Origin of the sequence: Scardovia wiggsiae (assembly GCF_051045985.1) — a bacterium.
GTDB lineage: Bacteria > Actinomycetota > Actinomycetes > Actinomycetales > Bifidobacteriaceae > Scardovia > Scardovia wiggsiae.
On sequence record NZ_CP157350.1, the window covers coordinates 646,516 to 661,105 of the forward strand.

The following is a 14,590-nucleotide window of genomic DNA, read 5'->3' on the forward strand; positions in this document are numbered from 1 at the left end:
ATGTAAAGTCACAGCCAATGAAAGGGAAAGCAATGAAAGTATTTGTGGCAGGGGCCTCAGGGCGGGTCGGAAACGCAGTTGTATCGGATCTTATAAAGGCAGGGTATGAGGTGGTTGCCGGTTCGCGTCATCCGGAAGGCATCACGGAAACGGATGGGAAGGTCCGTAAGGTGGTGCTTGACTTCCACAATCCGCTCGGGCAGATCAAACCGCTTCTTGAAGGCAGCGACGCCGTTATATTTACTGCAGGGTCGCGCGGGAAAGACCTACTGCAGACTGATCTCAATGGTGCTGTCAAAATAATAGAAGCTGCGCGGCAGCTGGGGATAAAACGGTATATCCAGCTGAGTTCAGCATATGCAACAGACCAGGACATGTGGGTGAAAGTGCCGTCTCTCGCTTCTATAACGGACTATAATATTGCCAAGTATTTTTCTGATATGTGGCTGATCAATGATTCTGGGCTTGATTACACCATTGTGCAGCCCGGGCCGATAACGGATGACCCCGGCACAGGGAAAGTAACTATTGGCGAGACCGGCAGCAACACGTATGAGGATGTGGCAGCTGTACTGGTCAGCTCGCTCCGGCACGATAATACGGTCGGCAAAACCTTCCTCATGTCGAACGGGCAGACGCCGGTAGATGAGGCCGTGTCTGAAGCCTGACAGCAGTAATAGCGATAGTCGTATAAGGGTACATACTATCTGGGTCTGATTGGATCCAGCCGACAAAGGGGGGCCTAATAATGGCAAAAATAGTGCAGACAGCAGGGCGTGACAATTTGGGTGATTTCGCCCCGCAGTTCGCCCATTTCAATGATGATGTGCTTTTCGGCGAAGAATGGAACAATGAGGATATCACGGCAAAAACGCGCAGTATCATTACGATCTCTGTGTTTATGGGCCGCGGGCTTGTTGACTCGTCTCTGAAAGCGCACCTGCAGATAGGCAGGAAGAACGGCATTACCAAAAAAGAGATCACAGCGCTTATCACCCACGCAGCATTTTATGCGGGCTGGCCTGTAGCGTGGGCGGTCTTTAATATGGCTAAGGAGATCTGGGCTGATGATAGCGGCGATATCGCCAACAGAACCCCGGAATTAAGCGAATATGCAAAAACTATCTTCTTCCCTGTCGGGGAGCCGAATGATGCATATGCCCAGTATTTCGACGGGAAAAGCTATCTGGCTCCTGTAGAGGCTGAGGGGGTGGCTATCTCTAATGTCACTTTTGAACCGGGATGCCGCAACCACTGGCATATCCACCGTGCTTCCCAGGGCGGCGGGCAGATGCTCATAGCTGTTGGCGGACGCGGGTACTATCAGCTGGAAGGTCAGGAACCCGTAGAGATGCTTCCGGGAGATACTGCTTTCATCCCACCGAATACCAGGCACTGGCATGGTGCTTCGCCGAACAGCTGGTTCTCGCATCTGGCATTCATGGTGCCGGGGCGGGACACTGGTAATGAATGGCTCGAACCGGTGGACGAGGAAGAATACAATTCCCTGGCCTGACGACATCGGCCAGCCGTCTGCCAAAAATAGGCCAGACCGGATTACGGTCCGGCACTAACTCAGTCTGACAGCAGAAAGATACCAAGATATGCAGATACACAGATATAACGGGTATTGTTACGATGGTACTGTTTGTTTACTTTTGAAAGCTTCTGAGCGCAGGATCTACTGCCGGATATACCGCCGGAAGAAATCTAGCTCGTCGCGGTTGCATTTCCGGGCTTCCTTATTGCGGATATCGCATTCAAAAACGTGTTCCTGGGGATGTTTGTCTGTCCCGTATGAATGGAATTCGTGAAGGATACCTTTGCCTGTAAGGAACCCGTCAAGCCTGACGCTGCAGTCGCGGATAAAATCATGGTTCGCTGTCTGTATAAACAGCGGAGGCAAGCCATCAGTCATATGGTCCTCAGTCCTGAGCATATCTGCTTTATCCCTGAAAACTTCTGGAGTGAAATAGCATTCGGCAGCCCCAGCTACCGCTTCAGGGGTATCAATAAAAGAGGCACCGCAGTTGATGGCCGCAGCCCTGACAGTCAGGCGCGGCACTTCATAGCCGAACTTGGCTCGGAATCCCGGATCGGCAAGGGCGGTCAGATACTGGCAGGCCATCTGGCCTCCTGCGCTGTCGCCGATCACAAAAATATTATCTGCATCAAGCCCATACTGTTCTGCATGGCCTGCTACCCAATGGAAAACGCTGTTTACATCGTCAAGCTCTTCAGGGAATACAGCTTCAGGGGCCAGACGGTAATTGAAATTGACGAATGCAAAACCCTGCCGAGCAAGGCTCAGGCCGTAAAACTGGTAAGTCTCCTTTGTCCCGTAGATCCATCCGCCTCCGTGGATATTAATGATCGCAGGTACAGGCCGCCTGCGTGGCGGTTCGGACGGAGAATCGGCGTTTGGCGCGCTATTCGCGTCAGAGGCAGTGGTGCTGGTGGAGACATGGGCAGAGGCAGAAGGCAGGGGATACTTATCATCCGATGAAGTGTCCGGCACATAAATATCGAGAAGGTTCCATTTCCCTGCAGGACCGTAGCTGATATCATTGAACCGGGTAACGCCTTTGACCTCGGTGGGGAGGCCTTTATCCCGCCTGTCATCGTTTTTCCTGATGAGAAGGCGCATAGCCTTTGCCGATGCTATAGATTTGACTGATGCCGGCATGATCCTCCTTTAATACTCTAATATTTTAATACTTAAAATACCTGGCGTTATTGCCGGCCAGGCTTCCTGCTTCTGTGAGGCTGCGTGAGTTTCTGTGCCGTTGCTGTTACGGTTCACACCGACGGGCTATCCGCCGCTGCGGCTGCTGCCCTTGCCGTCTCTGCCGCCTTTGCTGCCCCTGTCGTTCCGGCCTCCCGCCCTTCAGCGGCGGTGCCGGTTTTGTCAGCTTTACCGTCCCTAGGAAGCACCCATGCAAGGATAAGTGCCACGATGAAGGCAATAGCAATCGCATTATTGGCGAAAATTTGCCGGACGAGCACAGGCGCATATTTGAATATCGCAGGGACCTGGGTAAAGCCGATCCCCATCGTCAGCGACAGGGCAACAATAGTGATATTGCGTTCAGTAAAGCCTGCTTTTGCTATCATCTGGAAGCCCGATACGGCAATGTTCCCAAACATGACTATTGTGCAGCCGCCCAGTACAGCGGGAGGCAGCGAATTGAAAACAGCAGCAACAGGCGGGAAGAAGCTCGCTAGGACGAGGATAAGGCCGCCGGACAGGATGACGCGGCGGTTGACGACTTTAGTCATGGCGACAAGGCCAATATTCTGGGCGAAAGAGGTCAGCGGCATAACACCGAAGAAGCCTGCGACAGAAGAGATAAATCCGTCGCCCGCAATGGCGCCGGCTGTTTCCCTTGCTGCCGGTTCACGGTCAAAACCCACGTCAGTCAGGGCTGCCGTGTCTCCAAGCACTTCTACTGCGGAGACCAGATACAGCAGCCCGAACGAAATGATCGCGCCCCAGTTGAATTCAGGCCTGAACGGCAGGAAATGGGGTACGGAAACAGGGGAGAGGCCCTGGAAAGATGAAGCACTGACTTTGCCCATGCACAGCGCAAGAAGGTATCCAATAACCAGCCCGAAAAGCACTGAAAGCTGTTTGGCCGTACCTTTGGCAAGGAACTGGAAAGCGAGGCAGCACAGGAGCGTAACCGTTGCGATGGTGATATTCTGCCAGCTCCCGAAATCCGCGGCCCCATCCCCGCCGCCGAAGGATTTTGCCCCCACTGCGAGCAGCGAGAAACCTATAGAAGTCACAACAACGGCAGACACTATAGGGGGTATTATCCGCCGCCACCATGTAGCGGTAAGGCCGAGGGCCACTTCAAACAGCCCGCCGATAATGATCGCGCCTATCACTGCGCCGTAGCCTTTGTCAGCGACTATCGCCGCTGCCGCTGCATAATACGTGAAGGAAATGCCGGTGACCATAGGCAGGCGGCTGCCGATGCGCCACAGAGGGAAAAGCTGGAGGATCGTGCCCAGGCCTGCAACCAGAAGGCCGCCCTGGATGAGCCATTCCTTGTGGGAAGTGTCCATTTTGGCCACGCCGGCTATAAGGATCAGCGGGGTCAGGTTCGCCACGAACATGGCCATAACATGCTGCAGCCCGAAAGGTATCCCTTTCCAGAATGGGATTTTCGCATCGAATCTTTTCAGATCATCAGATACGGTATGCGTACCGGCAGGATGCGTACTGTACGTATCTTTATCTTTCATAGCCTTTGCCTCGGATCATTACAGCCGGAAGCAGCAGGGCAGCCGGCGTGGATTAGTGTGTTCAGTTTTAGTGATATTCAGTTTTAAGCAGTGCAGATATGAAAACGGGACCTGGCATCAGATCCCGATAAGCATATTACTGTGCTGCTGCAGTGTGATCCTCGCGGCTGTCCGCTGCAGGGGGCAGCGCCGGAGCACCGAATTCTATATCGCCTGTCTGCGGATCCATAGAACGCACATTGGCGAGGGATTCTACCCGGTATCCGCGTTCCCGGAGGGCATCCCCTCCGCCCTGGAACCCTTTTTCGACGGCTATCCCGAAACCTTCAACGATTACACCCGCCTCTTCGCAGATGGACAGCAGGCCGTTGAGCGCATTGCCGTTTGCAAGGAAATCATCAATAATGAGCACATGTTCCCCGGGGATGAGGAATTTTTTGGCAACAATAACGGGGAATTCCTTCTGTTTAGTAAAAGAGTATATCGATGTACAGTACTGGTCGCCGTCAAGGTTGATAGACTGTGCCTTCTTGGCGAACACAACCGGGGCATTATTGAAATGCCGCGCAGCGCAGCAGGCAATGCCAATCCCGGAAGCTTCAATAGTGAGGATCTTGTCAACCCTGATATCATGGAAAATACGGGCCCATTCTTCGCCCATAGCATCGAACAGGGCTACATCACACTGGTGGTTGAGGAAAGAATCAACTTTTAATACATTGCCTTCCTTAACATTGCCCTGCTCCCTGATGCGGTCTTCTAACAGTTTCATAGTGCCTCGGTAATAGTCAGATCACAATAATATGTTGATTCTACAAGAGGTAAATGACCAGGTGCGGAGGTATGCGGCAAAACGCCCACATTCTGGACAAACGCTGGGAAGCTGACGGCTCGCGGGATTAATGCCATATGCAGTGCATGTGGTAAAAAGGTATGTCGCGTTATGATAAATAGTTAGATATATAACTGGGCAATAAATGTAATGCGGTTTTAACGGAACTGCTGCACTGGCATAATGTGTTGGATGGAGGAATATGCCTGTAAACGGACCTTTTGACGGCTTCCCTGCGCAGACAGCGGGGGCGGCTGTGCCGGATACTTCGGATTATGAGGTAGTCCGGCGCGAAGCGGTATATCTCCTTAACGGGCTTAATGAGCAGCAGTCGCAGGCGGTGCAGTATGAGGGGCCGGCGCTCCTCATTGCGGCGGGTGCAGGATCCGGCAAAACGCGTGTCCTTACAAGGCGTATTGCATGGGCTCTGAGCCAGTGGGGGGCATACCCCAGCCAGATCCTGGCCATCACGTTCACCAATAAGGCTGCCAGGGAGATGAAAGAGCGGCTTGCCGCCTTAATCGGTCCGGCTGCTGAACGCATGTGGGTCTCGACATTCCATTCAGCGTGCGTCCGCATCCTGCGACGGCATGGCAGCGAGATTGGCCTTAAAAGCGGGTTTTCGATTTACGATACAGCTGACAGCCAGCGGCTTATCAAGATCATCTGCAGGGATTTCAATATCGATTCCAAACGGTACACGCCAAGGGTGATCCTCAGCGCAATCTCCGACTGGAAAAATTCCCTGGCAGGCTGGAGGGAAAAGCTTGACGAACATGCGCCGGATTTCCATCCCGGCCTGCCCGCACACTCTATAGGCGACCTGGGCAATGCAGACCGCGTTTTTGCTGCCGTATATGCGGAATACCAGTATCGGATGGTCGCTGCTAATGCCGTTGACTTCGATGACCTTATTATGCGTACTGTTGAGCTGTTTGCCGCAAGCCCTGAAGCGCTGGCCTTTTACAGGCGCCGGTTCGCATATATCTTTGTAGATGAATACCAGGATACTAACCATGCGCAGTACCAGTTCATCCGCGCATTATCAGGCATAGATGAGGCGGGCCGTAAACCGGCAGTATCCCGGACGGGGGCAGCTGCCGTACAAGGGCAGCAGGCGGAACATCAGCAGGGCGGCAGGCTTGCCTGGGTAACCGTTGTGGGCGATTCGGACCAGTCGATCTATGCGTTCCGCGGTGCTGATATTTCTAATATCCTTGATTTCGAAAAAGACTTCCCACAGGCGAAAACTATCCTCCTTGAGCAGAACTACCGGTCAACACAGAATATCCTTGACGCCGCCAATGCTGTTATCTCACAGAATGAAGGCCGTAAACCTAAAAAGCTGTGGACTGCATCGGGACGGGGAGCTGCGATCGTCGGTTTTGCTGCTGATAATGCCCAGCAGGAAGGGCAGTGGATAGCCCAGGAGATCGCGCGGCTTGTCAGTGAGGAAGGCTGCAGGTATTCAGATATCGCTGTGATGTACCGGGCGAATGCCCAGTCACGTGCGCTTGAAGAGGCTTTTATCAATTCAGGCATACCATACCAGCTTGTCGGTGGTACAAAATTCTACGAACGGCGAGAGATCAAAGATGCTATAGCGTATCTGCAGTGTATCGCCAATCCTGCTGACGACGTCAATACCAGGCGGATCATAAATGTCCCCAAGCGCGGGATAGGTGAACGGGCACAATCACTCCTCAGCGGTTATGTTGCCCGGAATGAAAGGGTTGAAACATTCTGGCAGGCTGTAGAGCAGGCGGAGAAGATACCGGGTATGGCCCCGCGGACCCTTAATCCAATCAAGGGGTTCAGGGACCTTATGGAGGGGCTGAGGTCTTTCGCGCAGGAGAATGACGGGCACCCGTCCATGATCATTGAACAGGTCCTGGAACAGTCCCGGATGCTGGATGAGCTGCGTACATCGCTTGACCCGCAGGATATGTCGCGTGTGGATAACCTGTCTCAGCTGCAGTCTGTTGCGGCAGAATACGAGCAGACTACGGCCGATGCCACGCTGGCAGGGTTTCTTGAGACGACATCTCTGGTAGCGGACGCTGACCAGCTGCCGGATGAAGGCGAAGACCGCGGTACGGTCACACTGATGACGCTGCATACAGCTAAAGGGCTTGAATACCCTGTTGTATTCCTGACCGGGATGGAAGAGGGGACCTTCCCCCATTCCCGCAGCCTTGAAGATGTTTCTGAGCTGTCGGAAGAAAGGCGCCTGGCCTATGTGGGCATTACCCGTGCCCGCCGCAGGCTTTATGTAACGCGGGCGGCGGTCCGCGCGCAGTGGGGCGAAGCCCAGGACCTGCTCCCAAGCCAGTTCCTGGACGAGATACCTTCACAGCTTATTGAATGGGAGCGTAAGGAGGCTACATCCGAGCGGATACGGAACCGCTGGGATACTGGCGGACGGGATGCTGCTTATGACGGAGATTATGACGGTTTCGGCGATTTCTCTGATCCCGAATTTTTCAGCGGCCCAAGTTTTGGCGGCGGTTCGCGGCATTCCAGCTCTCAGCCTTACAGATCCCATAAATCTTATGGATCGCAGAAAACATATGGATACGGGAGCGCATCAGGATCGGGCAGAAGCCATGGGACGCAGGGCTATGGGACGGAAAAGGGAGGCCTGGGCGGCAAAGTCACTGTTAAGCATACTTCTGTCAGGCCGTTAGGGGTTTCTGCATCGCGGTCCGGGAACACGGCATCCGGAGCGCATGCAGGGAATCCGCCCAAGGGCCACACCCTCAGTATAGAAGAGCTGCAGATCGGCGACAGGGTAGTCCATGACCAGCATGGGATGGGCACTGTGACAGAGCTCCAGGATAAGGGGAATAATTCTGTAGCAACAGTTGATTTCGGATCGAATGGTGTAAAAAGGCTCCTTCTCCGCCTGGCTCCCCTGGAAAAGCTCTGAAAAGGCAGGATCATCCCAGATGGTTAATAATAATCCGGCTGGTATTCCCATAACCGGTACTACCAGCATCATGAAAAGGTTTGCAGCGGCCGTACTCAGCGTGGCTGCTGTCCTTTTTGCCACCTGTTTTGTGGATAATACCAAGGCTGCTTACGCTGATAATATGGGGACAGGGCAGGAGGCTGTGCAGGGCACGGCCGTCCGGAAACCTGTACGGATAGCTGCCAGCCATGCATATGCGGTCGAATACAGCACAGGCCGGATACTGTATGATCAGGACGGGACGAAGCCGGCCGGCATTGCAAGCATGACGAAAATCATCACCCTTTACCTGGTATACAAAGCTATTGCACAGGGCGGCCTGACGTGGGATACCCGGATCCATATCTCCGACTACTCCTATCAGCTTTCCAGGAACTGGGAAACGACTACGGTACCTATGGATAAAAGGGATTACACTGTAAAGCAGCTTGTGACGGCAGCATTTACGAGGTCTGCAAACAGTGCTGCGGTCTCACTGGCGGAAAAGATAGCGGGAAGCGAACCCAAATTTGTTGACCAGATGAGAACCCTGCTGAAAGGGTGGGGTATCACGGATGCCAGGCTGTATAACTCCTCCGGCCTGAACAACAGTTATCTGGGGGATAATATATATCCAGGGTCGTCACATGATGCTGAAAATATGATGAGTGCCAGAAGCATCGCTATAGCTACGTGGCATTTTATGCATGATTACCCTGATGTACTTGAAATGACGAAAAACGGGACAGCAGAGTTTGACGGGATGTCTTTGAAATCCACCAACCACATGCTTCCCGGGCAGGAAGATGAATACAGCGGTGTAGACGGATTCAAAACGGGGACCACCCAGATAGCCGGTGAGTGCTTTACGGCAACTGCAGCGCGCAACGGGATGCGTGTCATAGCAGTCGTACAGCATGCTGACCAGCCGCAGCAGACAGCCAGTGAAGGGCGTTTTGCTGCTATGAAAACTCTGCTTGATTACTGTTTTGCTGATTTTTCCCTGATTGTGGCAGTTAAAAAAGATGAATCCTATAACGGCAGTTATGTTGCGGTAGATGGCGGCATGGAACATCAGGCAAAGGCCGTTGCTGTGCGTGACTTTACCGTATGCCTTTCAGCACAGGAACGGAAGCTGCTTTCGTCAGCGGGAAAGGCTTCTTCCGCGCAGCAGACGGGGAAGAAAGCGGGGATCCTGCTGTTTGAACCTCTTAAGGGTACTGTGGCTGCCCCTGTCGCTAAAGGTATGAAACTGGGGACAGTAAGCGCTTCTAACGCACAGGGGTATCTAGGCACTGCCGGTATCCCGTCAGTGGATATGGTGGCTGAAAAGGGGATATCCCAGCAGCAGCACGACTGGTGGGGCACGGCGACCCGGGCTGTGAGCAGATGGTGGGACAGCGTGGTCCAGACTGTCAGCGGCTGGTGGGATTCTTTTACGCGATGGGTGTCTTCCGTCTGGAGGCGGTAGCTTTTCGGTGTAAAAATAATGCGGTGCGGAGGGCCTGGCGGGATTGCAGTATTACTGCATCTGCCCGTAATCCTGTTTTATTTATTTCTGACAGCCTTTCGCATTTTTGCTTATTCTGCTGTGTAGTGTATAGTAGTTCCCGGTGTCCCGGCAGCAGGCCGGTACATGTTCTGAAGCCATAGCCCGTCAGCGGGACCGGTACATTGGGGAAAACTTCCCGTGCACTGCACATGTGTAATGTTCGTAAGCGCTGGAGAGGCCCGGCTTAGGCAAGGCACAGTGCTTTGCCTGCGTACAGACAACGACAGATAGGAAATGAAATGACTAAAGTTCAGCGTGCGCGCCGTCAGGTGCGTTTATCACGTGCCCTCGGCATTGCATTGACTCCCAAAGCCCAGCGCCTTTTTGAAAAACGCCCATACGGCCCGGGCGAGCATGGGCGTGACCGCCGCCGTGCAGAATCCGATTATGCAGTACGTCTGCGCGAAAAGCAGCGCCTGCGTGCACAGTATGGTGTGTCAGAAAAGCAGCTCCGTGCAGTTTATGAGCGTGCTACACGTGCATCCGGCCAGACCGGCAGCTCTATGCAGCTGCAGCTGGAAACACGCCTCGACGCTCTTGTGCTGCGTGCAGGTTTTGCCCGTACTACAGCCCAGGCGCGCCAGTTCGTAGTCCACCGCCACATCCTTGTTGACGGGAATGTTGTGGACCGTCCAAGCTATCGCGTAAAACCGGGTCAGACTATCCAGGTCAAGCCGAAGAGCCAGACGATGGAGCCGTTCCAGGCTGCTGCCGAAGGCGTCCACCGTGATGTCCTTCCTGCAGTACCGGGGTATCTGGATGTGAATCTCGCTTCTTTGAAGGCAACACTTACCCGTATGCCTGAAGTTGAGGAGATCCCGGTCCAGATCAATATCCAGTACGTGGTTGAATACTACGCACGTTAACCCTTTTAACAGTAGGCGTTAAAAATTGGCCGGCAGGATCCTGCCGGCCTTTTGCGTATTTCCGCTGGGATTTATTGGAGACAAACTAATTCGTATTTTAATATCTGCGCGTTTTACCGCCAGCCAGAGCATACCGTCAGGCTACTCTGTGATCCCAGTTTTATCAGAGGCTCCGCAGGGCTGAAATAAGGCGCTGTACGCCGTCTTCAACCAGGCTGCGTGACGTCCCCAGGTTCATGCGCAGGAAAGTCCGCCCTGCCTCACCGTAAATATGTCCCGAAGATACATAAAGGCCGGTTTTCTGGCGTACATATTCCTGCAATTTTTCGGCGTCATCGGTATAGGCGCTGCAATCGATCCACATAAGATATGTAGCCTCAGAGCGGGGGATGTGCAGGCCCAGCAGGGCATCGGAAAGTGCTGCAGCTGCATAATCCTTATTCCCCTGTATATATCCGTTGAGCGCATCCAGCCATTGTGCACCGTCCTGCGAATATGCGGCAATCGTTGACTGGCAGGCTATAACATTAGGCTCGGCAACCTCATCAGTATTGAGCCCCTGTTCCACACGGTGCCGTATCCACGGCTCATCAATCATAACGTAAGCACTATGGAGCCCCGCGAGGTTGAATGCTTTTGAAGGGGAACAGCAGGTCACGGCTACACGGCGGCATGCAGGGGCTGCTGAGGCAAAAGGGATATGGGTTACAGCCGGATCCATGATATCACAGTGGATCTCATCGGAAACGACTGTGATGTGATACTTATCTGCAAGTTCTCCAACCCGGGCGAGGTCATTCCTGCTCCATGCCTTCCCAACCGGATTGTGAGGGTTGCAGAGTATCATCATAGCAGCCAGAGGGTCGCTGAAAGCCTTTTCAAGTGCCTCAAAATCCATTGAATACTCGCCACCGGTGTATGCGAGCGGGGCATCTATGATCCGCCGTCCGTTATTAATGATCGAATTATAAAAAATGTTGTATACAGGCGACTGGATCACGACTTTTTCCGCAGGGTTAGTCAGGGATCTTACTGCTGAAGAAACAGCAGGGATAACACCTGTCGCAAAAATAATATTATGAGGGTCAATATCATGATCATGGCGCATCTTCCACCATGATGAAACAGCCTGATTATACTCTTCCGGGATAAAGGAATACCCGTACGTGGGATTTGCCATACGCTGTTTAACGGCATCAATAACAGCAGGGGCGGTCGCAAAATCCATATCGGCGACCCACATGGGCAGTTCCCCCGGTGCGACATCCCATTTCACAGAATTGATATGTGTGCGGTCCACTGCGTCAAAATCAAAATCAGGCATATTTTCCGTCCTGCACTGTGTGTGATGGATATTTACTTTTATTTACAGTCATACCCGTAAACGTTCAACTGTATAGTGTAGTAGCTGCTATGCCATTGTAGATAATATTGATCAAGCCAGTCCCAACAGTTATAACTATGATTATAAAAAAGACAGGTATGTATGTTTATGTTCACGTCTTTTGGGATTATTAGTATAAATGACTAGGGAACGTACAAAACTGTATACAATAAATAACAACAATATGAAGGGTGGTTATTGTGAGGATTCGGGTTGGGGTGTTGAAATCTTCGTTGTCTGAAGAGATCAGTGCCTTGGAGGTGAAGGCTTCTGATTGCCGGGTGTGGTTGGAGAAGATGGGTTCGTTTGATTTGAGTGTGTTTGCTTGGGATGTTCGGTAGGTGAGTGGTGTGACAGTGTGGTTGAGGGCGTGTGGGCATCGTGTTGTTGGTGTGCTGGTGTGTGTGCTTGTTGTTGGTGGTGTGGTGGCTGGTGGTGTGTGGTCCTGGTGTGCGGCTCAGCGGCGTCGTGTTGCTAGGGAGAATGCGTATGTGGCGTCGGAGATGATCCGTGAGTTTGTGGGTGGGGGTGTTCCGTTTCGTGATGCTCCTAAGGGGTTTTCGTTTGAGTCGGATCCTTCCCGGTGGCCTGGGGATCCTATTCCTGCTGATCAGGTGGAGGGGGTGAGGGCTGCTGTGTCTTATTATGATTCCCGGTATCCGGCAAGGGCTGTGACGGTGGATAGTTTGCGTAGGGCGTATGGTAGGGATTTTGCTCGTAATATCCGTACCCGTCGTCGTGGTATGTGGGTGTATGACGTGAAGGAGTATGAGTTCATCGCATGGTGCAGGAAACCTGCTGATTTGGTGTATAAGCGGGATGTAGTTGATGATGATGGGGTTGTCCATCACAAAGGGGAAAAAGTGAATGATTTGCGTAATGTGTCTAATTATTCGTTTATTACGAATAGTAATTCACATTCATATAAAGATTATGTGTTTGCTTCGGATGTTCGGTAGGTGAGTAACGTCCTATTGAGGTGTCCCTTTTGATCAGCTCCGGAAAAGTTACGGTGCGGTGAAATAATGGAGGTATGCTTTTACATATGTACATCGTCCGTCACGGGCAGACCTATTTCAACAGGTATAACAGGCTTCAGGGATGGTCCAACTCGCCTTTGACCGAAGCGGGGATCAGGGATGCCGGGAAGGCGGGGGACAGGCTCAAAAATATTGGTTTCACTGCTGCTTTCTGTTCGGATACTACGCGCGCACAGCAGACAGCGCAGGCCATACTGGATGCCAATACCCGCTGGGCCGGCAGTACGGGTCCGCGCCCGTTCATTTCTGATGCCGCTTTCCGTGAGCAGTTCTACGGGTATTTTGAAGGACGCGATATGGGTGAAGCATGGTGGGCTGCAGGTGCCCCGCACGGCGCGCCAGGCTATGCATCGATCGTTGAAAAATATGGGCTTGCAGCTACCCGGGATTTCCTTAAAGAGGCCGACCCTTTCCACGATGCTGAATCTGATGCTGAATATTGGGCGCGTATTGATTCCGGATTTGCACTCATCGCCCGGACGGCTGAGGAATGGGGGCTTCCGGACGGCAGCCCTGTCCTTCAGATATCGCATGGCAACACCCTGCTGAGCATGATGTCGCGCTTTGCGCCGGAAGGGTACGACCTTACCCGGCGCCCCGCCAACGGCAGCATCACGCGCTTTGATTTCGACACCAGTAAAACGCTGGACAGCGCAATCTCCGTTGCGGGATATAACGAGTAGCCGGGTGCCGCCGATGCCGGCTGCAGATTACAGTACGACGACCGTATATCATGGTACCCTAGAGAGGAATACATAATAGTATCTGTTAGAAGACTGGGAACGTATCAGCTGCTGATACAGGTTCCGGCCTTCCTTATGGAAAGAGGTCAGGATGGATGCTGGACAAATTGCTGGTCTTATCGCAGCAATCGCATTCGCAATACTCGCTGGATTCATGATTTATCCCCTTATCAGGCTGGGCAGGCTTTTTGATCAGATCGCAACAACAGTCAAAGATGCCGGCGACCATACTATCCCGGCGCTTGATGAAGGCGTTGATACGGTCAAGAAAGTCAACCAGAGCCTTGATGATGCCAATAAGATGACCGGGGCTGTGAGTACAACGACCAATAATATTACTGCCCTGACTGATCTGTATGGTTCGATACTGGGCAAGCCGATCATCAAAGTTGCTTCGGCTTTCTATGCTGTTAAGCAGACAGCGCTTGATTTTATCAACAGCAGGCGCCATAAAAAAGATGACGGTGCCGGATCGGACCAGGCTGTTACAGGTGCGCATGTAGCATCGGATGATGCGGCCGCCGGCCCGTCGTCTGCCAACGATTAAGCGGAAAAGGTGTATATCGTGTTTAAAAGGATTTTTTGGTTCAGCCTGGGATTCGTCGCCGGTGTTATGACCGTTGCTAAGGCTAATGCGTATGTAAAAGACCATACTCCCAAACATGCCCGTGAATTCGTCCTGGGGCCTGACCAGGAGAACGTTGCTATGCGGACGCTGCGCGGCCTGTTTGAAGATTTCAACAGCTACAGGAAAGACCGCGAGAGCCAGCTGAATGCCGATTATATAGAGAAATATGCATCCCGGCCTGGATCTGACGGTAAGCAGTAAAATTAGAATACTGTAGATACACAGTGACGGGCTGTTCAGGCGGGTGGTGCAGGCCACCCGCTTTTGTATATGTCCGGCTGATGCATGTAAATGGGGCCACATACCCCGTTAGAGGGCCGGAGGATCCGTGTAACGCAGCCAAT

At 52.7% G+C, this 14,590-nt stretch carries 13 protein-coding genes; 9 read left to right on the plus strand and 4 right to left on the minus strand.

All coding sequences use genetic code 11. The features are described from left to right. Nucleotides 1–32: 32 nt before the first annotated feature. On the plus strand, nucleotides 33–668 hold the full coding sequence (locus tag ABKA16_RS02710) for an SDR family oxidoreductase (protein WP_380999040.1): 636 nt from the start codon (nucleotides 33–35) through the stop codon (nucleotides 666–668). Nucleotides 669–748: 80 nt separating this feature from the next. Further along, nucleotides 749–1,516, plus strand: coding sequence for a carboxymuconolactone decarboxylase family protein (locus ABKA16_RS02715; protein ID WP_380999038.1), 768 nt, complete (start codon nucleotides 749–751; stop codon nucleotides 1,514–1,516). 165 nt (nucleotides 1,517–1,681) lie between these two features. On the opposite strand, the gene ABKA16_RS02720 is transcribed toward ABKA16_RS02715, so the two are convergent. The 3 genes from ABKA16_RS02720 to ABKA16_RS02730 all read right to left on the minus strand — a co-directional run bounded on the left by ABKA16_RS02720 (nucleotide 1,682) and on the right by ABKA16_RS02730 (nucleotide 5,023). Beyond that, nucleotides 1,682–2,686 carry an alpha/beta hydrolase gene (locus ABKA16_RS02720; RefSeq protein ID WP_380999036.1) on the minus strand — a complete coding sequence of 335 codons (1,005 nt, stop codon included), beginning with the start codon at nucleotides 2,684–2,686 and terminating at the stop codon, nucleotides 1,682–1,684. Between the two features lie 113 nt (nucleotides 2,687–2,799). After that, nucleotides 2,800–4,251, minus strand: a complete 1,452-nt coding sequence (locus ABKA16_RS02725; RefSeq protein ID WP_380999034.1) for a uracil-xanthine permease family protein — start codon at nucleotides 4,249–4,251, stop codon at nucleotides 2,800–2,802. A 136-nt stretch (nucleotides 4,252–4,387) separates the two neighbouring features. Next, nucleotides 4,388–5,023, minus strand: coding sequence for a xanthine phosphoribosyltransferase (locus ABKA16_RS02730; protein WP_380999031.1), 636 nt, complete (start codon nucleotides 5,021–5,023; stop codon nucleotides 4,388–4,390). Nucleotides 5,024–5,285: 262 nt separating this feature from the next. Between ABKA16_RS02730 and ABKA16_RS02735 the strand changes: the two genes are divergently transcribed. From ABKA16_RS02735 to rpsD, 3 genes are all read left to right on the plus strand, one after another. Then, the gene (locus tag ABKA16_RS02735) at nucleotides 5,286–8,012 is read left to right on the plus strand and encodes a UvrD-helicase domain-containing protein (protein ID WP_380999029.1); all 2,727 of its coding nucleotides are present in this window, start codon (nucleotides 5,286–5,288) and stop codon (nucleotides 8,010–8,012) included. A 19-nt stretch (nucleotides 8,013–8,031) separates the two neighbouring features. Next, nucleotides 8,032–9,504 carry a serine hydrolase gene (locus ABKA16_RS02740; RefSeq protein WP_380999026.1) on the plus strand — a complete coding sequence of 491 codons (1,473 nt, stop codon included), beginning with the start codon at nucleotides 8,032–8,034 and terminating at the stop codon, nucleotides 9,502–9,504. 320 nt (nucleotides 9,505–9,824) lie between these two features. Beyond that, on the plus strand, nucleotides 9,825–10,451 hold the full coding sequence (gene rpsD, locus ABKA16_RS02745; protein WP_007147343.1) for a 30S ribosomal protein S4: 627 nt from the start codon (nucleotides 9,825–9,827) through the stop codon (nucleotides 10,449–10,451). A 163-nt stretch (nucleotides 10,452–10,614) separates the two neighbouring features. Here rpsD and ABKA16_RS02750 read toward each other — a convergent pair whose 3' ends face one another. Next, complete coding sequence (locus tag ABKA16_RS02750) at nucleotides 10,615–11,775, minus strand: MalY/PatB family protein (RefSeq protein ID WP_380999023.1); 1,161 nt, start codon at nucleotides 11,773–11,775, stop codon at nucleotides 10,615–10,617. Between the two features lie 551 nt (nucleotides 11,776–12,326). Here ABKA16_RS02750 and ABKA16_RS02755 point away from each other — a divergent pair. From ABKA16_RS02755 to ABKA16_RS02770, 4 genes are all read left to right on the plus strand, one after another. Next, nucleotides 12,327–12,794, plus strand: a complete 468-nt coding sequence (locus ABKA16_RS02755) for a hypothetical protein (protein ID WP_380999021.1) — start codon at nucleotides 12,327–12,329, stop codon at nucleotides 12,792–12,794. 74 nt (nucleotides 12,795–12,868) lie between these two features. Further along, entirely contained in the window at nucleotides 12,869–13,558 is a 690-nt protein-coding gene (locus tag ABKA16_RS02760; RefSeq protein WP_380999018.1) for a histidine phosphatase family protein, read from the plus strand. Nucleotides 13,559–13,709: 151 nt separating this feature from the next. Then, nucleotides 13,710–14,165 (plus strand): DUF948 domain-containing protein, encoded by a 456-nt coding sequence (locus ABKA16_RS02765; RefSeq protein ID WP_380999015.1) that lies wholly within the window; start codon nucleotides 13,710–13,712, stop codon nucleotides 14,163–14,165. Nucleotides 14,166–14,183: 18 nt separating this feature from the next. After that, nucleotides 14,184–14,447, plus strand: a complete 264-nt coding sequence (locus ABKA16_RS02770) for a hypothetical protein (protein ID WP_380999013.1) — start codon at nucleotides 14,184–14,186, stop codon at nucleotides 14,445–14,447. Nucleotides 14,448–14,590 lie beyond the last annotated feature (143 nt).

Bases quoted from the DNA above. Each gene is read 5' to 3' on its own strand.
- ABKA16_RS02710 (WP_380999040.1), top strand. From the start codon at position 33: ATGAAAGTATTTGTGGCAGGGGCCTCAGGGCGGGTCGGAAACGCAGTT.
- ABKA16_RS02715 (WP_380999038.1), top strand. From the start codon at position 749: ATGGCAAAAATAGTGCAGACAGCAGGGCGTGACAATTTGGGTGATTTC.
- ABKA16_RS02720 (WP_380999036.1), bottom strand. From the start codon at position 2,686: ATGCCGGCATCAGTCAAATCTATAGCATCGGCAAAGGCTATGCGCCTT.
- ABKA16_RS02725 (WP_380999034.1), bottom strand. From the start codon at position 4,251: ATGAAAGATAAAGATACGTACAGTACGCATCCTGCCGGTACGCATACC.
- ABKA16_RS02730 (WP_380999031.1), bottom strand. From the start codon at position 5,023: ATGAAACTGTTAGAAGACCGCATCAGGGAGCAGGGCAATGTTAAGGAA.
- ABKA16_RS02735 (WP_380999029.1), top strand. From the start codon at position 5,286: ATGCCTGTAAACGGACCTTTTGACGGCTTCCCTGCGCAGACAGCGGGG.
- ABKA16_RS02740 (WP_380999026.1), top strand. From the start codon at position 8,032: ATGGTTAATAATAATCCGGCTGGTATTCCCATAACCGGTACTACCAGC.
- rpsD (WP_007147343.1), top strand. From the start codon at position 9,825: ATGACTAAAGTTCAGCGTGCGCGCCGTCAGGTGCGTTTATCACGTGCC.
- ABKA16_RS02750 (WP_380999023.1), bottom strand. From the start codon at position 11,775: ATGCCTGATTTTGATTTTGACGCAGTGGACCGCACACATATCAATTCT.
- ABKA16_RS02760 (WP_380999018.1), top strand. From the start codon at position 12,869: ATGCTTTTACATATGTACATCGTCCGTCACGGGCAGACCTATTTCAAC.
- ABKA16_RS02765 (WP_380999015.1), top strand. From the start codon at position 13,710: ATGGATGCTGGACAAATTGCTGGTCTTATCGCAGCAATCGCATTCGCA.